The sequence below is a fragment of the Coralliovum pocilloporae genome (assembly GCF_030845175.1).
In the GTDB taxonomy this organism is placed as follows: Bacteria; Pseudomonadota; Alphaproteobacteria; order Rhizobiales; family Cohaesibacteraceae; genus Coralliovum; species Coralliovum pocilloporae.
Genome location: NZ_CP132542.1, coordinates 436,149 through 455,878, shown reverse-complemented (window position 1 = coordinate 455,878; position 19,730 = coordinate 436,149). Strand labels below are relative to the sequence as shown.

Annotated in this window: 17 protein-coding genes; 7 read left to right on the top strand and 10 right to left on the bottom strand. The window is 54.0% G+C overall.

Features of this window, described 5'->3' with window-relative positions; all coding sequences use genetic code 11:
• Positions 1-91: 91 nt before the first annotated feature.
• The 6 genes from RA157_RS02220 to RA157_RS02195 all read right to left on the bottom strand — a co-directional run bounded on the left by RA157_RS02220 (position 92) and on the right by RA157_RS02195 (position 7,885).
• The gene (locus RA157_RS02220) at positions 92-1,600 is read right to left on the bottom strand and encodes a flagellin N-terminal helical domain-containing protein (RefSeq protein WP_350334852.1); all 1,509 of its coding nucleotides are present in this window, start codon (positions 1,598-1,600) and stop codon (positions 92-94) included.
• A gap of 395 nt (positions 1,601-1,995) precedes the next feature.
• Positions 1,996-3,504, bottom strand: coding sequence for a flagellin N-terminal helical domain-containing protein (locus RA157_RS02215; RefSeq protein WP_350334851.1), 1,509 nt, complete (start codon positions 3,502-3,504; stop codon positions 1,996-1,998).
• Between the two features lie 430 nt (positions 3,505-3,934).
• On the bottom strand, positions 3,935-5,446 hold the full coding sequence (locus RA157_RS02210; protein WP_350334850.1) for a flagellin N-terminal helical domain-containing protein: 1,512 nt from the start codon (positions 5,444-5,446) through the stop codon (positions 3,935-3,937).
• Between the two features lie 527 nt (positions 5,447-5,973).
• Positions 5,974-6,471 (bottom strand): hypothetical protein, encoded by a 498-nt coding sequence (locus RA157_RS02205; RefSeq protein ID WP_350334849.1) that lies wholly within the window; start codon positions 6,469-6,471, stop codon positions 5,974-5,976.
• Positions 6,468-6,779 carry a rod-binding protein gene (locus RA157_RS02200; RefSeq protein WP_350334848.1) on the bottom strand — a complete coding sequence of 104 codons (312 nt, stop codon included), beginning with the start codon at positions 6,777-6,779 and terminating at the stop codon, positions 6,468-6,470. Before RA157_RS02200 ends, RA157_RS02205 begins: the two co-directional genes overlap by 4 nt.
• A complete protein-coding gene (locus RA157_RS02195) occupies positions 6,779-7,885 on the bottom strand; it encodes a flagellar basal body P-ring protein FlgI (RefSeq protein ID WP_350336256.1) in 1,107 nt (368 codons plus the stop codon). The genes RA157_RS02200 and RA157_RS02195 overlap by 1 nt, the downstream gene beginning before the upstream one ends.
• A gap of 264 nt (positions 7,886-8,149) precedes the next feature.
• On the opposite strand from RA157_RS02195, the gene RA157_RS02190 reads away from it, so the two are divergent.
• Complete coding sequence (locus RA157_RS02190) at positions 8,150-8,581, top strand: flagellar assembly protein FliX (protein ID WP_350334847.1); 432 nt, start codon at positions 8,150-8,152, stop codon at positions 8,579-8,581.
• Positions 8,582-8,782: 201 nt separating this feature from the next.
• Positions 8,783-9,199 (top strand): RNA polymerase-binding protein DksA, encoded by a 417-nt coding sequence (gene dksA / locus RA157_RS02185; protein WP_350334846.1) that lies wholly within the window; start codon positions 8,783-8,785, stop codon positions 9,197-9,199.
• Positions 9,200-9,402: 203 nt separating this feature from the next.
• On the opposite strand, the gene flgH is transcribed toward dksA, so the two are convergent.
• The 4 genes from flgH to flgF are packed head-to-tail and all read right to left on the bottom strand — an operon-like array spanning position 9,403 to position 12,720.
• Complete coding sequence (gene flgH, locus RA157_RS02180; RefSeq protein ID WP_350336255.1) at positions 9,403-10,134, bottom strand: flagellar basal body L-ring protein FlgH; 732 nt, start codon at positions 10,132-10,134, stop codon at positions 9,403-9,405.
• A 5-nt stretch (positions 10,135-10,139) separates the two neighbouring features.
• Positions 10,140-11,162 (bottom strand): flagellar basal body P-ring formation chaperone FlgA, encoded by a 1,023-nt coding sequence (gene flgA, locus RA157_RS02175; protein ID WP_350334845.1) that lies wholly within the window; start codon positions 11,160-11,162, stop codon positions 10,140-10,142.
• A gap of 10 nt (positions 11,163-11,172) precedes the next feature.
• Complete coding sequence (gene flgG, locus RA157_RS02170; protein WP_350334844.1) at positions 11,173-11,955, bottom strand: flagellar basal-body rod protein FlgG; 783 nt, start codon at positions 11,953-11,955, stop codon at positions 11,173-11,175.
• A gap of 24 nt (positions 11,956-11,979) precedes the next feature.
• On the bottom strand, positions 11,980-12,720 hold the full coding sequence (gene flgF, locus RA157_RS02165; RefSeq protein WP_350334843.1) for a flagellar basal-body rod protein FlgF: 741 nt from the start codon (positions 12,718-12,720) through the stop codon (positions 11,980-11,982).
• Between the two features lie 285 nt (positions 12,721-13,005).
• On the opposite strand from flgF, the gene RA157_RS02160 reads away from it, so the two are divergent.
• From RA157_RS02160 to RA157_RS02140, 5 genes are all read left to right on the top strand, one after another.
• On the top strand, positions 13,006-13,542 hold the full coding sequence (locus RA157_RS02160) for a flagellar basal body-associated FliL family protein (RefSeq protein WP_350334842.1): 537 nt from the start codon (positions 13,006-13,008) through the stop codon (positions 13,540-13,542).
• A gap of 10 nt (positions 13,543-13,552) precedes the next feature.
• The gene (gene fliM, locus RA157_RS02155; protein WP_350334841.1) at positions 13,553-14,722 is read left to right on the top strand and encodes a flagellar motor switch protein FliM; all 1,170 of its coding nucleotides are present in this window, start codon (positions 13,553-13,555) and stop codon (positions 14,720-14,722) included.
• Positions 14,722-15,261 carry a DUF6468 domain-containing protein gene (locus RA157_RS02150; RefSeq protein ID WP_434058515.1) on the top strand — a complete coding sequence of 180 codons (540 nt, stop codon included), beginning with the start codon at positions 14,722-14,724 and terminating at the stop codon, positions 15,259-15,261. Before fliM ends, RA157_RS02150 begins: the two co-directional genes overlap by 1 nt.
• Positions 15,258-15,995, top strand: coding sequence for a MotE family protein (locus RA157_RS02145; protein ID WP_350334839.1), 738 nt, complete (start codon positions 15,258-15,260; stop codon positions 15,993-15,995). The genes RA157_RS02150 and RA157_RS02145 overlap by 4 nt, the downstream gene beginning before the upstream one ends.
• A 105-nt stretch (positions 15,996-16,100) precedes the next feature.
• On the top strand, positions 16,101-19,715 hold the full coding sequence (locus RA157_RS02140) for a hypothetical protein (RefSeq protein ID WP_350334838.1): 3,615 nt from the start codon (positions 16,101-16,103) through the stop codon (positions 19,713-19,715).
• Positions 19,716-19,730: the final 15 nt, after the last annotated feature.

The following is a 19,730-nucleotide window of genomic DNA, read 5'->3' as shown; positions in this document are numbered from 1 at the left end:
ACTTTATCCTGAGAAACCTTAAACTCTTAATCAAATTGTAGCAAAAAAGGGCGGGAATGTCCCGCCCTTCTGTATCGTGTTCCGCGCAACCTTACTGGATGAGCTGCAGTACTGACTGGTCGGCCTGAGCCGCCAGGGACAGAGCTGATGAAGACAGCTGCTGTCGTGTCTGCAAGGCCAGCAGGTTTGCACCCTCGAGGTTGGTGTCTGCCAGTGTCAGCAGGCCTGCACCTGTTTCGAGGTTGTTGATGACCCGTTTGGTGAAGTCCTGACGGATTTCCACGGTGGACAGGTTCGTACCAAAGGTGCCAGCCTGGGCTCTGAGGTTGTTCAGAGCCGCATTCAGCCTGGTGATGGTATCATTAATGTCATTGTCGCTGGCAAAGCCACTGTCATCCGCATCAATGTTCACACCATCGCTGTCCACAGCAAAGCCTGCGCCGGAATTGAAGTTGATATTGTCGGAGGTGATTGAGAAATCAACCGTACTTTCAAGGGTCACACCACCCGTACCACTGTTGAACTGGGCGTTAACCCCGTCAAGATCATTCAGTGCAGTGGTGAGATCGTTAACAGTGGTTGTTTCATCCACTTCCAGTGTGCCGACTTCAAAGCCGTTACCATCGGTGAAGGTCAGCGTATCACCGACAGAGATACCGCCACTTTCTGACAGAAGCTGAGTGCCCTGGTTGAAGGCTGATGCAGTAACTGTCAAGAGATCCGTTGGAGATGGTGTTGCAGCACCTGCATCCGTGTTCCGCAGAGTTACGTTTTCCGAGGAGTTGATGGTCAGTGAACCGTCGCCTTCATCAAAGGTGGCTTCAACGCCCGCAACACTGTTGAGCTGGTCCAGAAGATCCTGCACGGTGGTGTCTGCTGAGACAGTGATATCTGAGCCACTGACCTGTGACCCACTGCCAGCAGGCAGCGTCTGGAGCTCAATAACGTCACCAACTTCGAAAGAACTTGAATCGGTCAGCAGGGATTCGGTCTTAAGGCCTGCAAAGTCAGATGTCTCTGTGCCGCTACCACCTGTTAGATTGAACGTTACGGCACCATTGGCACCGCGATCCAGATTCTGCAGGTTCAAACCATCGGACAATGTTGTATCGGTGTAATCAACAGCATCAATAGTCAGGCTTGAGGTGTTGTCTTCATTGAAGATCACGGTCAGGTCGTTGCCGTCCCCACCGAGAAGGTTCTTACCGCCATAACTTGCATCCCGTGCCAGATCTTCGATCTGACCAAGCAGCTCGTTATATTGATTGGCAAATTCGCGGCGCTCTTCCTGGCTCTGTGTCTGGAGAGCCTGGTTGGCCTTGGCTTTAGCGGATTCCACCAGCTTGGTAATGCCTGAGATGCCGTCATCAGCCGCCCGGATTGTCTGGACGCCCTGGCCGATATCATCAAGCAGATTTGAGAGGTCGCTGGCGCGATCCTGAAGACCGGATGCGGTAAAGAACGCACCTGGATTATCGAGAGCCGAGTTGACCTTGTTACCCGTAGCCAACCGGTTCTGGGTCCGTCCGAGGAGATCGGCCGTGTTCTGCAAGGACAGAAGATTCGACCGCACCGCGGAGGTAAGCGAGATATCAGACATTAAAACTTTCCCCTTCTAGGTCCATTGCCGCTCATTCTGAGCAGTTAAAGAGGATAATGGTTTGTTAACCCTACCAAATGGTTAACAAAATGGCTGAATGGGCGGGTATATTAAGAAAAACTTTCAAACAACGAAACGTGGCTTTCTTGATGGACCGAAGGGGAGGGCACTTGACGTGTTGGAACTTCCTAAAATCGATACGTTTCCCGATTTTTCTGCCTTGTCGGATGAGGGAATAGCTGCCGGATGAAGTGCGATTCGTGAGCCGTGATCCTGGGCGGTTCTTCTGCGTGAACGCTTGCCTGACACATGAATAAACGTTACGGACGCGTGCAAAAACAGACAACAAAAAAGGGCGGGAAAAACCCGCCCTTCGATATTTTGTTTGTCCGAACTTATCGGATGAGCTGCAGCACTGACTGGTCAGCCTGGGCTGCCAGGGACAGAGCTGATGAAGACAGCTGCTGTCGTGTCTGCAAGGCCAGCAGGTTTGCACCCTCGAGGTTGGTGTCTGCCAGTGTCAGCAGGCCTGCACCTGTTTCGAGGTTGTTGATGACCCGTTTGGTGAAGTCCTGACGGATTTCCACGGTGGACAGGTTCGTACCAAAGGTACCAGCCTGGGCCCTGAGGTTGTTCAGGGCTGAGTTCAACCGTGTGATGGTATCATTGATGTCGGAGTCGCTGGCAAAGCCACTGTCATCCGCATCAATCGTAACGCCATCTGGGTCTGCGGCAAAGCCTGTACCGGAGTTGAAATTGGCATTGTCGGAGGTGATTGAGAAATCAACCGTACTTTCAAGGGTCACACCACCTGTACCACTGTTGAACTGGGCGTTAACCCCGTCAATGTCGTTCAGCGCTGTGGTAAGGTCGTTAACAGTGGTTGTCTCATCAACTTCCAGAGTGCCGATTTCAAACCCATTTCCATCTGTGAAGGTCAGTGTGTCACCGATAGAGATACCACCGCTTCCAGATAGAAGCTGAGTACCCTGGTTGAAGGCTGATGCACTAACTGTCAAGAGATCCGTTGGAGATGGTGTTGCTGCACCTGCATCGGTGTTCCGCAGAGTTACGTTTTCCGAGGAGTTGATGGTCAGGGAGCCGTCGCCTTCATCAAAGGTGACTTCAACGCCCGCAACACTGTTGAGCTGGTCCAGAAGATCCTGCACGGTGGTGTCCGCTGAGACCGTGATGTTTGAGCCACTGACCTGCGATCCACTGCCAGCAGGCAGCGTCTGGAGCTCAATAACGTCACCAACTTCGAAAGAACTTGAATCGGTCAGCAGGGATTCGGTCTTAAGGCCTGCAAAGTCAGATGTCTCTGTGCCGCTGCCACCTGTTAGATTGAAGGTTACGGCACCGTTGGAGCCTTCTGTCAGATCCTGCAGGTTCAAGCCATTGGACAATGTTGTATCGGTATAATCGACAGCATTGATGGTCAGGCTGGAGGTGTTGTCTTCATTGAAGATTACAGTCAGGTCGTTGCCGTCCCCACCGAGAAGGTTCTTGCCGCCATAGCTGGAATCTTTCGCCAGATCTTCGATCTGACCAAGCAGCTCGTTATATTGGGTGGCAAATTCGCGGCGCTCTTCCTGGCTCTGTGTCTGGAGAGCCTGGTTGGCCTTGGCTTTAGCGGATTCCACCAGCTTGGTAATGCCTGAGATGCCGTCATCAGCCGCCCGGATTGTCTGGACGCCCTGACCGATGTCATCAAGCAGATTTGAGAGGTCGCTGGCGCGATTCTGAAGGCCGGATGCGGTAAAGAACGCACCTGGATTATCGAGAGCCGAGTTGACCTTGTTACCCGTAGCCAACCGGTTCTGGGTCCGTCCGAGGAGATCGGCCGTGTTCTGCAAGGACAGAAGATTCGACCGCACCGCGGAGGTGAGCGTGATATCAGACATAAATACTATTCCCCTTCTAGGTTACGCACCGCTCATCCTGAGCAGTTGAAGGGGATTGTGTTCTGTTAACCTTACTGCTTGGTTACCATAAATGCGAATAGTTTCATAAAATTGACGGACTTATTCTTTATTTTGAACTATATTTTTCAGTATTTATTTTGATTTTTGGAATTTATTTAGTAAATATTTTATTTATTCAATAATAAAAATTAATAATAAGCATTAATATTTATTGATAATTAATTAATATTGTAAATATGATGTTGGATGTGTGCCGAAATCATCTGCCATCGGTGATGTGTTTTTTTGATTGCGTTTATATGTTGGATCTTAATTCTATGATTTTAACCCCTGGCAATTGAGGTGAGGGGCATGGTTACAAAAAAAAGGGCGGGAAATCCCGCCCTTTCTGTAATATCTGCCTGACCATTTATCGGATGAGGCTGAGAACGTTCCGGTCTGCCTGCGCTGCCAGGGATAGAGCTGAAGAGGACAGCTGCTGTCGTGTCTGCAGAGCCAGCAGGTTGGCACCTTCCACGTTCGTATCGGCAAGTGTCAGTTTGCCTGCACCGGATTCCAGAGTGCTGATGAGGTTCCGCGTGAAGCCCTGACGGTTTTCCACGATCGACAGGTTTGTGCCGAAGGTAGATGCCTGTGAACGAAGTGTGTTCAGGGCGGCGTTTACGCGGTCGATAGCACCTTCAATGTCAGAGTCGCTGGCAAAGCCGGAGTCGTCTGCGTTCAGCTGTACACCGCCATTGGTGTCCGCTACGAAACCGGTTTGTGAATTGAAGTTGGCGTTATCTGACGAGATTGTCAGATCCACATCACTTTCCACTGTGATCTGACCTGTACCAGAGTTGAAGCTGGCTGTTACACCATTTCCATCACTCAGGGCTGTCGTCAGATCGTTAACAGTGGTTGTTTCATCCACTTCCAGTGTGCCGACTTCAAAGCCGTTACCATCGGTGAAGGTCAGCGTATCACCTGCAGAAATGCCACCGCTTCCGGCCAGAAGGTCGGATCCAGCGCTAAAATTGGATGCGGATACTGTCAGAAGATCAGTCGGTGAGGGCGTTGCTGCACCTCCATCTGTGTTCCGAAGGGTTACGTTTTCCGAAGAGTTAATGGTCAAGGAACCATCTGCCTCGTCAAACGTTACTTCGACACCAGCCACACCATTGAGTGTGTCTACAACATCCTGAACGGTTGTATCCGCAGAGATTGTAATGCTGGAGTTAGCGACAGTTGAACCACTACCGGCAGGCAGTGTCTCGAGCTGAAGAACGTCGCCAACTTCAAAAGAGCTGGAGTCAGAAACAAGCGATTCTGTCTTCAGACCTGCAAAGTCAGAGGTTTCTGTTGCGGAACCACCAGCCAGCTGGAAGGAGACAGCACCTGAAGAACCTTCTGTGAGATCCTGAAGGTTGAGGCCGTCACTGTTGGTTGTGTCGGTGAAGTCAACAGCACCGATTTCCAGTTTCGATGTGTTGGTTTCGTTGAAGATAACCGTCAGATCGTTGCCAGCGCCGCCGAGCAGGTTCTTGCCGCCGAAGCTTGCATCTTTCGCGATGTCTTCAAGCTGGGTCAGCAGCTCATTATATTCCTGAGCAAAGCCGCGGCGTTCTGCCTGGCTGTTGGTCTGGAGAGCCTGGTTGGCTTTCGCTTTGGCAGATTCTGCAAGCTTGGTGATTGACTTGATACCTTCGTCAGCTGCGCGCAGCGTCTGAACGCTCTGGCCAATGTCATCAAGCAGGCCGGACAGGTCGTTTGCACGGTTCTGGAGGCCGGAAGCGGTGAAGAAGGAGCTCGGATTGTCCAGAGCGGAGTTCACCTTGTTGCCTGTCGCGAGACGATTCTGTGTTCTGTTCAGCAGGTCCGCTGTGTTCTGCAGAGAAGAAAGGTTCTCGCGAACTGCTGATGTAAGTGTAATGTCACCCATTGTCTTAATACCTTTTCCTAAGGTTCAAACATCCCCAACCATCCGTCCTGGATGGCGTGGGTCAAAACTGGCAGGTGACTGGAATCATTCAGTAAAGTTATATGGTTAACGGGTGTTTAGGTTAATCCTGCGTTACCCTTTGAAGACCTCCGTTTACACTTTTGGAAGCTGTTGAAAATGAAGCGGGAATCAGTCCGGCAGATGAGGTCTGTGCTGTTCGGCAGGCACAATAGATCGCTGGAGGAGGGGGATTTCTCCCTCTCCTCCAGTTACCGTTTCAATAAAACGGGTGTCATTGGGGGTGTTTGTGTCTCTGGCAGGTCCAGAGCATGGGTTGTTCATCCGGATAAATAAGCCGGGCAAAGTCAGGCAGCCGGATCAACACCAAAATCCTAGCATAGATTGTTAGAATTGGTTGCAAATTGAGAAAGGAGTCTGAATCCTTTCTTAATACCCGTAAATCCGCGTTAACGTTTTGCTCTGGAAAACTGCAAAGTTGCTCGCGAATTCTGAATCATATTGGAGATCTATAAGGCTCTGTTGACGGAAATCCCGTAGTTAAGAGCATGGTTTCCAGCCATACCGCCTGTCGCGCCATACACCTTTGGCGTCTGGGCACCGTTCACAGCCTTGGCCACATCGTCCAGTAGAACTTCTGAAACATCACGAGCTGAAGCCAGGGCGGAAAGGTTTATCTGAAGATCCGTCTTCAGCTTTTCATGTGCCTCACGGAGAGCGCGGAACGTAACCGGCGCGAAATGCTCGATAACGGATGCATGCTCTCCTGCATAGACCATCATCGCCATCAACTCGCCTGCTATCCCTGTCTTGCGTTCTGACAGCTCGCTTGCCTCCATCAGAGAGCCGGATCGAACCAGCTGGCTCTCTTCATCCAGCACACCGGTCAGACTGTCCATGAGAAGCATGAGGTTCTGGCAAAGGCTCTCTGAGTCTGTCTTGGTCTGAGGAGAAGGGCGTTCAAGACGACCTGTTTCCTGGTTCATCAGGGCCGAAGGGAGAGTCATGACTGGGCTCCTTCCTGAATTGAAATAAGTTCTCTGTAGATGCTGTCGGCAATGCCAACACCACCGGCGCCGGTAATTGACTTGCCGTATTCTTCAATCAGCAGGCCACGATAGGTTTCTTCCGCATGGCCGCCGCCAAACGGAGCTTCTGTGCTGATGCCGCTGAACATTGAGGACAGAACCGTCGACAGGTAAACGCTTTCGAATTCCTGGGCTGTCTGCCAGGCCTTCGCGTGATCCTTGGACGCTGCGGCATTGGCTCTGGGCAGCTGGCCTTGCAGATAGGTGAGGGCGTTTGTCTCAAGCATCAGATCACCTCTATCTCTGCCTGAAGAGCACCTGCGGCTTTGATGGCCTGCAGAATGGAGATGAGGTCGCGCGGGCCGATACCCAGTGCATTCAGACCATCAACCAGTTCCTGCAGGGTGACGCCGCTATCAACCACGGCCACCTTGCGCTCTGTATCTGTATCCACATTGATATCTGTGCGCGGCACAACAACCGTATCACCGTTGGCCAGCGGGTTTGGCTGTGACACTGCCGGGCTTTCGGTAATGGTAACTGTGAGGTTGCCCTGGGCGACGGCGACCGTGCTGACACGAACCTTGTTGCCCATAACGATGATGCCGGAGCTTTCATCAATAACAACCTTGGCCGGAAGGTCCGGGTCGATAAGCAATTGTTCGATATCGGTGAGCAAGTCGACAATATTGCCGTCAAAACCGTCTGGCAGGCGTACGGTGACTGTTGACGGGTCGGTTGGCTCCGCTGTGGGGGTGCCCATCAGATCGTTTACTGCTTTGGCAATTCGGCGCGATGTGGTGAGGTCCGGATTTCTGAGGGCAACGCGGACCTGGGTCATTGCTGCCAGATTGAATGGCAGTTCACGTTCCACAAGGCCGCCATTGGAGACGCGACCGGCTGTTGGAACACCACGTGTAACGCTGGCCGCATCGCCCTGTGCCGTGAAGCCGCCAATGGCAACGGTTCCTTGCGCAATGGCATAGACTTCGCCATCAGCGCCCAGAAGCGGAGTAACCAGAAGCGTGCCGCCCTGCAGGCTGTCAGCATCGCCAAGGGCGCTTACGGTGACATCAATCCGGGTACCCTGTGTGGCAAAGGGGGGGAGGTTCGCGGTGACCATAACCGCAGCCACATTGTCTGTGGTCAGGTCTGTATTCCGGACGTTGACACCCAGGCGCTCCAGCATGGCTTCAAGGCTTTGCCTGGTGAAGGGTGCATTATCCAGTGTGTCACCGGTGCCGTTCAGGCCGACGACCAGACCGTAGCCGATCAACTGGTTTTCGCGGATGCCTTCAAAATCAGCGATATCCTTCAGCCGAGACAGAGCATGGGCTGGTGATATCTGCGGCGTGACCTGCAGGAGAAATGCGACGGTAAGAATTGCCGTCATCACCCATCTGGCAGATGTCAAAACACGTGTCATGGCCATTTCCTTTGTTCCCCGCTCCTTTCTAAGCGAGAAGCGTGCCAGAACCCGAAAGTCAGCGTGGCTTTCTTTTAGAGCGTTGATAGGGATAGGGTTTTTAATGTTGTTTTGCCGATGGCCGTCGTGCCTCCTGCGCTGCTGAGGGCAGAAATTGCCGGGCAAATTAACACTTTGTTAACCATAAGGGGTAAGTCTGACCGTATCACTTCTCTGCAGTCGGACAATGCCATGCGCATCGATTCTCAAAACCGGACCTCACAGGTTGGCCGCGCTCGTACAGATAAGCGTAAGACAGAGGGTGGTTCGACTTTTTCTGTTTCCAACGATGACGCACCTTCCTCTGGTCCATCGGTTTCTGCTGGCGGTGTCTCAGCTGTTGGTGGGCTTGACGCGTTGCTGGCTCTGCAGGCTGTTGAAGACCCTCTCCAGCGTCAGCGCAAAAGAGCAGTGCAGCACGGCTTCGATATGCTGGACGATCTGGACAAGGTCCGGCTGGATCTTCTGAGCGGCCAGATGCCTGAGTCCCGGTTGCAGTCACTCGTCACCAAAGTCGGGCGTCAGGAGCGAAGTGGCGATGAAAAGCTCGACTCACTTCTCAATGACATAGAACTGAGAGCGCGCGTAGAACTTGCGAAGCTCGAGCAGGCGCGCAAAACATAGCATTTCAGCACCACATTACGGGTTTTTACCGGCTTTGACTGACGAATTGATGATTGTTTCAAGTCATTGCTTGAGAAGGGTTTTATAGAACTTTTCCCGTGCCCGTTGGCTTCTTACAGAAAATTCACAATTTCAGAGATTGTCGTGCTCTGCGCTCATGGCTATAGTCCGGCGTCCCAACGGAGGTGTCAGGGGTAAAGTATGACGGTTGAAATCGATGATGATTATCGTCCTTCTGACGATGAGACTTTCATGAATGAGCGCCAGCGGGAGTACTTCAAGAAGAAGCTACTGCGCTGGAAAGATGATATTCTGCAAGAGAGCAAAGAGACTTTGCAGGCTCTGCAGGATGAAAGCCAGAACCATCCGGATCTGGCAGACCGTGCCTCATCCGAAACAGATCGGGCGATTGAACTTCGTGCCCGTGACCGGCAGAGGAAACTGATTTCAAAAATTGATGCAGCGCTCGCGCGGATCGACGACGGATCATATGGCTTCTGTGAGGAAACAGGTGAGCCAATAAGTCTGAAACGTCTGGATGCGCGACCGATTGCAACATTGTCAATTGAAGCGCAGGAGCGGCATGAGCGTCGTGAACGTGTTTATCGGGATGACTGATTGGTCCTGAATAGTCGAGATATTTAAGGGGCGCGATCCTTGGGGAAAGGATCGCGCCCTTTGCTTTGCCGCTCCCAGGGTTGGGGAGAGCAGGAGCGGCTGGGGAACCGAAGCAATCTGGCTGGGGATGCCGGATCGACCATGATGATCCTGAAGGATCGCTTCGGGAAAGAGACGGTTTGTTGAGAGGATGTCCTTGTTTTTTAGAATGGCAGGATGATGTCGAGCACCTGCTGGCCATAGCGCGGCTGCTGGACGTCGGTGATCTGACCACGGCCGCCATAGGAAATGCGGGCCTGGGCAATTTTCTGAGAATCGATGGTGTTGGTAGCGGTGATGTCCTCAGGACGCACAACGCCTGCCACGATCAGCTCGCGAACCTCAAAGTTCACGCGGATTTCCTGGCGGCCTTCAATCACCATGTTGCCATTGGGAAGAACCTGGGTCACCACGGCAGCAACCGATGTTGTGAGTTCTTCTGACCGCTCGACAGCGCCAGAGCCTTCGCTTGACCCGGATCCGTCGATATCTGCAATGGATGACAGGTTTGTACCGCTCGGCAGGATATTGAGAAGCTGGTTACCGACTGCACCGGTTGCGCCCAGATTTTCACTGCTGGTCCGGCTGCGTGTTGTCCGGTTGTCGATATTGGCTTCGTCTTCCACGCGGACATTGACTGTCAGAATATCGCCGACCTGGGCGGCGCGCTGGTCCTTGAAGAAAGCCCGGGAGCCGTTCTGCCAGAGAGAGTTCGGACTTCTGACCACCGGTTCGGGATCAGGCATCGGCATCTGAACAGGTCTGTAGCCTGCCTGGGTCACCGGATTTTCGATCGCGGACAGGTTCGGGACTTCGCCGACATTTCTGAGACGGTCGGCTGCACTGCAGGCGGCGAGGAGTGAGCAGGTTACCCCTGCGGCAAGAAGAGATTTCATACGGCTCACTGGATTTCTCCCCCAAGAGATGCAACCGGGCCGATGCCGCCACCGACCGTAACAAGGCCGGGCGCTTCAACAACTGCCTGTAATGTGCGTTTTGATTGTGCGTTCAGAACTGTAATCGTGTCGCCGACAGCGCCATCTGACAGAGCGCGTCCGCGAACAGAAAGGGTTAGTCCCTTTGCTTTGAAGAGAATGGAAACAATGCTGTTGCGCGGTACGATAACGGGCAGGGTGAAATCTCCCTTTGCCACCTGGGCACCGGCGCGAAGCGGACGTTTGGATGCCATGCCGACCAGTTCTGATGGATTGACAGGGTCGATACGCAAGGCCTGACGAACAGGAATCCGCTGCAGGATGATGTCCCCTTCCTGAACCACCTCGCTGCGGCCAAGGGCACGGGCCAGTGTCGCGACTTCAACGGTTTCGATGGCGCGACCTGACACTGTGATGCGTCTGTCTTCCATACCCTGGTCGATGATCAGAGCCAGCTCAAACCGGCCGTTGCGGTCCGCATGGCGAAAGCGTGCCACTCTCACCGGCGTGGCTGAGGTCGGATCTGCATGAAGGACTGACGGGAATTCATCGACTGTCACGGTAATTTCCCGGTCAATGACGCGGCGGCTCTGGCTGCGAACCTCATCAGCAACAATGTCCTTGATCAGATCTTCGGTGATCTGCTTGCTGTTGCGACCAACTGTTACCGAGATAACGTTGTCTGTGTCCATCCGGGTCATTCCGGCACGGCGGGCTGCTGCTGCAACTGTTTCTGCCCGTACACGACCGCTGGTGCCGAGATCTGGTGCGCGGAAGATTGCCTTTTCTGACAGAACACCGGCGTTCTCAAAAAGATCACCGATCGTGACATAGTAGGAATCGACCTGAACCGATGTTCTCAGGCGCGGGACAATTTCTCCGTCAAGCTCTTCAAGCTCGAAGCTGTTTGCGGAGGTGGGAGTTGTCAGAAACACAAAGGCCAGAACAATGACAAGACCGGTTCTGTAAAGCATATCAAGAAGTACCACGAGACCCTCCTTATCGAATGTTCGCTGTGGACGAGAGCATTTCGTCAGCGGCCCGGATGACACGGGAATTCATCTCGTAGGCGCGCTGTGCGGAGATCAGGTCGGAGATTTCGGCGACCGCGTTCACATTGGCGGATTCCGTGTGACGCTGGAGCAGGTTTCCGAAACCGGCGGATGCCGGGTTGCCGATCTGCGGTGTGCCGCTGGCGGGCGTTTCGAGAAAGAGGTTGTCCCCAATCGCGTCGAGGCCAGCCTTGTTGACGAATTTTGCCAGGTTCAGCTGGCCGAGATCAGTCGGGTTGCCGTTTCCGATGACCGCCTGAACGCTGCCTTCAGCATTGATTGTGATGGATGAGGCGTTGTTCGGAACGGTGATGCCGGGGACAACCGTAAAGCCGTCGGCGGTAACCAGCTGGCCGTTGGCATTGAGCTGGAAGGAGCCGTCTCGTGTATAGGCGGTTCTGCCGTCGGGCAGGTTTACCTGGAAGAAGCCTTCACCCCGGATAGCAACATCGAGGTCTCGTTCCGTCGACTGGACGCTGCCTTGTGACATGACACGTGATGTAGCGGCGAGTTTGACACCAGAGCCGATCTGAACGCCGGTCGGCAGAATTGTGCCTGTTGCAGATGAGGTCGTGCCAACCCGGCGCAGGTCTTCATAGAGCAGGTCCTGGAATTCAGCCCGGGCCCGTTTGAAGCCGGTTGTCCGAAGGTTGGCGATGTTGTTCGAGATAACCTCAACATTGCGTTCCTGGGCCAGCATGCCGGTGGCTGCAGTATAGAGTGCTTTCATATTATCATCTCCTCAGTGTGCCGCCTAGGAGTCGGCACGGCCCAGTTTGTCGATTGCGTCCTGTCTCAGCTGTGAGGCCTGCTCCTGCATCCGGGCGACGGACTGGTAGGCGCGGGAGACCTCAATCATTTTGGTGATTTCTGAAACAGCCTGGACGTTTGACTGCTCAATAGAGCCCTGAATGACCTGGGCATTCTGTGCTGCCTGAGCTCCTTCTCCGGAGAACAGGGAGGCAGAGGCTTTCTTCAGGATGTTTTCATCTTCGAACTGCACCACACGAAGCTGCCCGCGGACACCTTCGCTTGTGGAGATGGTGCCGTCGCCGGAGATGGTGATGTCTGTATCTGTCGGGGAAAATGTGATTGGGCCGCCTTCGCCGAGAACGCGGCGACCTTCCAGTGTGACAAGCTCGCCCAGCTCGTTGGTAACGAAACTTCCGGCCCGGGTGAACAGCTCGCCGCCGTTCTCGCCCTCAACCACGAAATAACCGTTGCCGCCCAGTGCCACATCGAGAGGGTTGCCAGTCTGGGTAATCGCCCCAGGGGCAAATTCGTGGAATGTCAGGCGGTCATGAACGAATGACAGTCGCTTGTCGCGATTTTCGAATTCATTCATGCGCGCTGTCGGCATGACGAATTCTTCAAAGACCATCCGGTCGCGTTTGTACCCCGTTGTGTTGAGGTTCGCGAGGTTGTTGGCAACCACATCAAGCTGACGTCTGAGGACGACTTGTCGTGATAAGCCTATAAGCTGTGCGTTTTCCATGGCCGTTAACCGTTTCTATGCTCCCCGAGAACGATCCGGTTCCCCAACCGGGCCGTTCGTAAATTGTTAAGCATGAGGCGTGCCAATTTGAAAAACTCAATAAAATCAACGATTATTCCATTTTATCTCCCAGCAATGGGCAGAATTTTCCTGCCAAAAACTCCTACCAGGAACTTACTGCCCGGCATCGGTGGAAAGGATTTGGAAACCTTTTGTTAACCTTTTTCTCCCTATTTTAAATGTCTATGGGGAAGTGGCTTTCCCCTCTCTCGAAGGGGGCGGTGAATGGCCGAAGAGGCAGAAGAAGCCGAAGGTGCGGCAGCTGAAGGTGAAGGCGAGGAGGAAGGGTCCTCCGGTGGTGGTAAGAAGAAGCTGATCATCATTGTCGCTGCGGTTTTGCTGCTGGTCATTATCGGTGGGGCTGCGGCTTTCTTTCTTGGTGTGTTTGACAGCGAGCCTGAAAGCGCGGGCGGCGATGCCGAGGCTGGTCAGGTGGAGGCTTTGCCGCCGCCGAAAGAGGTTGTTTTTTACGATTTGCCTGAACTGACGGTGAATCTGAGCTCAGCAAATCAGCGTGCGCAGTATCTGAAGCTCAGTGTCGCACTTGAGCTTCCGGATGAAGATACAAAAGCCGCGATTGAGCCGTTTATGCCACGCATTCTGGATGCGTTTCAGGTCTATCTGAGGGAGTTGAGATCAACCGATCTTGAAGGGTCTGCCGGTCTCTTTCGTCTGAAGGAAGAGTTGCTGCGCAGAATCAACACGGCAATCTATCCATCCAAAGTGGATGGCGTTCTGTTCAAGCAGATCCTGCTGCAATGATGGTGTACCGATGAGCGAAGAGGAATTTGAAGGCGGGGATCTCGCGGCGGAATGGGGCGCTGCTCTGGAAGAGCAGGGCGCGGGTGATGCTGATGAGATGGCGGCCCAATGGGCCGCGATGATCGACGATGCCGGTGGCGATGATGATGACGGTGGTCGAGGGGCTGACCGTGTTCTCAATCAGGAAGAGATAGATAACCTCCTCGGCTTCAACGTTGATGACAGCCTTGCCGGTGAGCAGAGCGGCATCAGAGCTCTTATCGATTCCGCCATGGTCTCCTACGAGCGTCTGCCGATGCTCGAGATCGTCTTTGACCGTCTTGTGCGTGAGACCACGACAAGTCTTAGAAACTTCACGTCTGACAACGTTGAGGTATCACTCGATTCGATTTCATCGGTTCGTTTCGGGGACTATCTCAACTCCATTCCGCTTCCAGCGATTCTGTCTGTTTTCAAAGCAGAGGAGTGGGACAATTTCGGTCTTGTTACGGTCGATTCGAACCTGATCTACTCCATTATTGATGTGCTGCTTGGCGGTGGTCGGGGAACTGCGGCTATTCGTGTTGAAGGTCGCCTTTACACGACGATTGAAACCAACCTTGTGCGCCGGATGATCGAGATCATCCTGACTGACGCCGAGCGCGCCTTTGCGCCATTGACGCCGGTGCATTTCAGTCTGGACCGTCTTGAGACGAACCCGCGCTTTGCTGCCATTTCACGGCCTGCCAACGCGGCTATTCTGGTTCAGCTCCGGATTGATATGGAAGATCGCGGCGGCAAGATCGAGCTGCTTCTGCCATATGCGACTATTGAGCCGATCCGTGAGCTTCTGCTTCAGATGTTCATGGGGGAGAAGTTCGGTCGTGACCCGATCTGGGAAGGGCACCTGGCGACGGAAATTTTTCACTCGGATATGGATGTAGATGCTGTTCTGTTCGAACGCCACATCCCGCTTTCTGAAGTTCTGGAACTTGAAGTCGGCAATACTCTGCTTTTTGATGTGTCGCCGCAGGATCCGGTGGGGATCAAGTGTGGAGACGTTCTGCTGACCGAAGGGACGATGGGACGTTTCGGCGAGCAGGTTTCCGTTCGGATCAATCGGCCGTTGAAGAAGCCGAAAGTAACATATGAAGCATTTGAGCAAGCTGCTCAGCCAACGATGGAGGTTGCGGGGTCATGATGCCGTTGGGGTTGATTATTGAAAGTCTGGTTGCGGTACTCCTCATCCTGACCATTGTGTACTGTATCGTGTTGAATTCCCGTCTGAAACGCCTCCGTGCCGATGAGGAAGCGATGCGGGCGACGATTGGTGAGTTGATTACGGCCACGGAAATTGCCGAGCGGGCCATTCTGGGTCTCAAATCAACGGCCAATGATTGTGATCAGACCTTGTCGACGCGCCTTGAAGAGGCATCGACCCTCTGTGTCACGCTGAAACAGCAGATCGAAGGTGGTGATGCTGTGGTCAATCGCCTGGCCCAGATTACCAGAGCTGCACAGGCACCGATGCCGCCGCGCACTGAGCCCGTCTCATCCTTGCCGAGCCGTCCGCAACAGACCATGCAGGCCCAGCCTGTTGCAGCTCCGGTTGCGAGAAACCCTGTTGCGCAGGCACCCGCCGAGGCCATCCCGATGACCCCGCATATGCTTTTGAAGGCTGCGGAGCAGTCCACAAGCCGTCTGCGGTCTATTCGCGAAACCAATGGAGTAGCAGCGTGAAGCAGATCCGTCTTCTTCCTCTTGTGGTGCTGTCCATTGCGGTCCTGGCAGCGCTGAAGAGCATCGGTCTCATGACGAGCGGTGGTTACGTTCTTCTGGGATCGACCCTTGCAACGGCTCAGGATGCGGAAACACCTGCAACCGAGAAAGAGAATACGGCTGAAGCTCCCAAAGAGGGGGAAGCCCCCAAAGCTGAAGGTGATGGACAGGAGACGGCTGAGACCAAAAAACCTGTCAGCCTTGATGAGGGGCGGGATGTCACGCCGACAAAGGTCTCTCGCTCTGAGACTTCCATCGTCAATCGACTGAAAAATGCTCGGGCAACGATAGAGAAGCGCGAGAAGGAGCTGGAGCTTCGCGAATCTCTTCTGAAAGCAGCTGAAAAACGTATTGAGAAGCGGATTGCAGAGCTGAAGAAGCTTGAGACGCGGATCGGGGTCGCACTGAAGAAGGAAGAAGAACAGCGGATTGCTGACGTCAAAACCCTGATTGCCATGTATGAGAAGATGAAACCGGCCAGTGCAGCCCGTATCTTCGACAAGCTTGATATTGGAATTCTGGTTGATGTGGTTCGGCACATGAAACCGGCCAAAATGGCAGCAATTCTCGGGAAAATGGCACCAGAGGTCGCTCAGGCTCTGACGATTGAAATTGCACGGCGCGGGCAGGAGAAGACCCCGTCTGCTGAACCACTGGCAGAGTTGCCGAAAATCGGTCAGGACACAGCCGGTTAATGATGGTCAGTTTAGGGGCACACCCTTGACCCTGGTAAGTGCGTGTTAAGCCGGGCGGGATATGATCGTCCGGCTGATTTTTTGGGGAGACAGTTGAGCAGGCACGTGACGCAACTGGTTGACAAGATGCAGGTGACAGCATGGCGATACGGAGATCTGTGTCGGCAACGTGCTGTTTTTGCCTTTATGCTGCTGTGTCTGAGTGCTGCGTTTCTTCTCTCTACGGGTCTTGAAACAGCTCATGCCCGTCAGGCTGTCCAGGTTGATGTATCCAATGAAAAGGGATATGGGCGCATGGTGCTGACCTTTGATGGTCTGTCTCTCCTGCCGGAGCATAGCGTTAAAGCCCAGAACAATATCCTGGTGGTGACGTTCAGCTCGCCTGCTGACCTGTCTCTGGAAAATGTTGTCGAAGAACTTGCTGACTATGTCTCGATTGCCCGGGCTGATCCTACAGGCACAGGGTTTCGGTTGGCGCTTCTGGGCGGCGTCCGCGTCAACACCATGGAAGCGGGCGAGAAGCTGTTTATCGATTTTCTGCCGCGGAACTGGGATGGCTTGCCACCAGCTTTGCCGGAAGATGTTGTCCGGGATCTTGCCCGTCGGGCTGAAGCGGCTCTGAAAGCTGCGGAAGCAGAGAAACGCCGCAGAGCCGGTCGCCAGGTTTTGGCGCAGGTCGAGTTGCGTGTTGGACGCCATCCGACCTTCACACGTTTCGTTTTTGCCTGGAATGTGCCGTTTGGAACGTCTTTCATTCGTGAAGACGACTTTGTCACAATCTCCTTTGACCATGATATTGAGATCGACTTGAGCGAGGTTCGATCGGATCTGCCAGGGCTTGTGACCGGCATTGACGCAATCAGCGATGAGGGCAAGCTGAAGGTTGTGATGGGTATTGAGCCCACGGCTGATATTCGGGCATTCCGCGAAGACAATACCTATGTTGTCGATGTGTCTGGCAAAAGCGCTCGCAACAAGAAGGAAACGGCTGCCAAGCTCGCTGGCGATGCCATGAAGAAGGCTGGAGCGTCGACCGAAGGCGGTTCCAAGGAAGAAGTGACTGCGCCAGGGCGTCGTGATGAAGATGACCAGACATCTGATCCGGTGTCTGACCTGGTACGCTCAACCAATGTGCGTGAATTATCTCTTGATGATCTGAATGCACTGGTTACGCCCAAGGAGAAACCGGAAGAGGTCGAGACGCAGGAGACTCCAGAGCCTGCGCCAGAGCGTCCGGTTGTTGCGGATGAGACGGTTGGTCGTGGAAATCCTGAACAGACGCCGACGCTGGATGATTCCACTTTGAATGACACCATTCGTGCTCAGGTCAGCCGCATTGGTGCAGCGGTGCGCGTCAGCCTGCCGTTTGCTGAACCTACGCCATCTGCTCTTTTCCGTCGCGGCAATGCGGTATGGATGATCTTTGACACGGAGCGGACGCTTGATCTGGCTGCGATGCGTGATGCGCTGAGCGAGAGCCTGCGTGATTTAAGTGTTGTTCAGTCTGGTGGCAGCGTAGTCGTCCGTGTGGCGCTGGACAGCCCCCAGCTTGCGACCATTGCAGCGGATGGAACCGGATGGCTGGTGACCATTGGTGATATGATCCTGGAGCCGACCAAGCCGCTTAAACTGTCACGCGGTGTGCTGGCAGATGGTCGCGCCATGTTGAAGGCAAAGCTGACCGGTCATAGCAAGATCCACCGGATTGATGATGTGGATGGCCTGGATGCCATTATTGCGACCACGGCTTTGGGGCCAGCGCGTGGCCTGATCAGACCGCACAGATTTGTGGAGCTTGAATCACTGATTTCCGGCCATGGTATTGCCGTCGTCCCCCATGTGGATGACTTGCGTGCCTATTTCGAAGATGACCAGCTGATCCTCACCCGGAAACAGGGTTTGAATATTTCTGCCGTTGGAGGGCGGTCTTCTGGTGGAAAAAAGTCTGGCCGTAAGGCGTTTGATCGCCCTGGATTCCTCGATTTTTCTGAATGGCAGGTTGCGCGGCCTGACCTTTATTCGTCTGCACTGGCCCATTTGCAGTCAAGAATTGCCGCCGCTGATGAAGAAGAACGGACCGGATGGCGTCTGCAGCAAGCGCGGTTTCTGATTGCCAACCAGCGTGGTGTGGAAGCTCTTGGACTGTTCCGCATCATGCGGCAGGATAACCCGCGTTTTGAGCAGGATGCCGGTTTCAACACGATTGAGGGCGCTGCGCTGGTTCTTGCCAATCGGCCGACAGAAGCCTTGCGTCTCTTGAATGACAGCCAGCTTCGCAAAAACCCGGATGCTGCCGTCTGGCGGACCCTCGCTGCTGACCAGTTGCGGGACTGGCAGCTGGTTCGGAACAGTATTCACCGCGGCTATGCCATTCTGAATTCCTATCCTGAGGATATCCGATCCCGTTTCCTTCTGGCAGCGGTTGCCGGTTCTATTGACGTGAATGATTTCGGCAGTGCCCGTCGTTACATGTCGCAGATTGAACCACGCTATCTTAATGAGGCTATGCTGGCCCGCTACGATCTTCTTCGTGGACAGTTTGCTGATGCCGGGGGCAAGCCCAAGGAAGCGATTGCCGCCTATGAACAGGCCAAGACATCCCGTTATTTGCCGATTTCCGAGCAGGCTTCCTATGAACTGACCCGCATCCGGTTCCGTGAAGGAATGATTGAAAGAAAAGATGCAATTGAAGAGCTTGCACAGCTCACGACGCGGTGGCGGGGTGACGAGACCGAGTTGTTTGCATTGCGGATGCTGGCTCGCCTTCAGGCAGAGCAGGGCGATTACAGGCAGGCTTTTGAAGCTATGAAGTCCGCGGTCTTTGCTGACGCTGATGCCCAGACCACGCAATTGCTGCAGAACGAAATGAACGGGGTCTTTGCATCCCTGTTTCTGGAAGGCAAGGCTGACAAGCTTCCAGCCGTAAAAGCTCTCAGTCTCTACTATGATTTCCGTGAACTGACGCCGATCGGCCGGCGTGGAGATGAAATGGTACGCCGGCTTGCAGACCGGCTGGTTGAGATCGAACTGCTCGATCAGGCTGCTCAGCTCCTCTCTCATCAGGTTGAGAACCGTTTGAAGGGTGCGGCCCGCGCCCAGATTGCAGCGGATCTTGGTGTCATTTACCTGATGGACAAGAAACCGCATCTGGCACTGAACGTTTTGCGTCGCACCAAGCAATCTCAGGTGCCACCAGCGCTGAAACGTCAACGGACCATTGTTGAAGCCCGCGCGCTTCTGGACATGAAGCGTGCAGATCTGGCACTTGAACTGCTGAAGCCGATGACAGGCCCTGAGGCGGACCGGTTGCGGGCTGATACTTACTGGGGTGCGGAGCGTTGGCAGGATGCTGCGGAGCAACTTGAGAGCATGTATGCCAATCGCTGGTCTGATCCGGCTCCTCTGGAAACTGATGAACAGCGTGATCTGCTCCGTATGGCGATCGGTTACTCTCTGGCCGGTGATGAAGTGGGGCTTGGGCGCATTCGGTCCAAATATCAGCCTAAAATGGCTGAAACCACACAGGCGACCGCGTTTGAATCAGTGACGCAACCCATCAACAGCCAGGGCTTTGATTTCCGGGCGATTGCCAGTCAGGTTGCATCCGTCGACACGCTTGAGACTTTCCTCAAGGATTATCGGCATCTCTATGGTGCAAACAGGGGAAGCAGGGCTGCAGGCGATGACGAGAATGCGCCCGAACAGCCGGTTGAATCGTAACCGTATGCGTTTCCG

What these genes read in the sequence shown, in the direction of transcription:
- flgG (WP_350334844.1), bottom strand. Translation starts at nt 11,955, where the DNA reads ATGAAAGCACTCTATACTGCAGCCACCGGCATGCTGGCCCAGGAACGC.
- RA157_RS02195 (WP_350336256.1), bottom strand. Translation starts at nt 7,885, where the DNA reads ATGACGGCAATTCTTACCGTCGCATTTCTCCTGCAGGTCACGCCGCAG.
- RA157_RS02220 (WP_350334852.1), bottom strand. Translation starts at nt 1,600, where the DNA reads ATGTCTGATATCTCGCTTACCTCCGCGGTGCGGTCGAATCTTCTGTCC.
- RA157_RS02205 (WP_350334849.1), bottom strand. Translation starts at nt 6,471, where the DNA reads ATGACTCTCCCTTCGGCCCTGATGAACCAGGAAACAGGTCGTCTTGAA.
- RA157_RS02160 (WP_350334842.1), top strand. Translation starts at nt 13,006, where the DNA reads ATGGCCGAAGAGGCAGAAGAAGCCGAAGGTGCGGCAGCTGAAGGTGAA.
- RA157_RS02150 (WP_434058515.1), top strand. Translation starts at nt 14,722, where the DNA reads ATGCCGTTGGGGTTGATTATTGAAAGTCTGGTTGCGGTACTCCTCATC.
- fliM (WP_350334841.1), top strand. Translation starts at nt 13,553, where the DNA reads ATGAGCGAAGAGGAATTTGAAGGCGGGGATCTCGCGGCGGAATGGGGC.
- RA157_RS02210 (WP_350334850.1), bottom strand. Translation starts at nt 5,446, where the DNA reads ATGGGTGACATTACACTTACATCAGCAGTTCGCGAGAACCTTTCTTCT.
- RA157_RS02190 (WP_350334847.1), top strand. Translation starts at nt 8,150, where the DNA reads ATGCGCATCGATTCTCAAAACCGGACCTCACAGGTTGGCCGCGCTCGT.
- flgH (WP_350336255.1), bottom strand. Translation starts at nt 10,134, where the DNA reads ATGAAATCTCTTCTTGCCGCAGGGGTAACCTGCTCACTCCTCGCCGCC.
- RA157_RS02200 (WP_350334848.1), bottom strand. Translation starts at nt 6,779, where the DNA reads ATGCTTGAGACAAACGCCCTCACCTATCTGCAAGGCCAGCTGCCCAGA.
- flgF (WP_350334843.1), bottom strand. Translation starts at nt 12,720, where the DNA reads ATGGAAAACGCACAGCTTATAGGCTTATCACGACAAGTCGTCCTCAGA.
- dksA (WP_350334846.1), top strand. Translation starts at nt 8,783, where the DNA reads ATGACGGTTGAAATCGATGATGATTATCGTCCTTCTGACGATGAGACT.
- RA157_RS02215 (WP_350334851.1), bottom strand. Translation starts at nt 3,504, where the DNA reads ATGTCTGATATCACGCTCACCTCCGCGGTGCGGTCGAATCTTCTGTCC.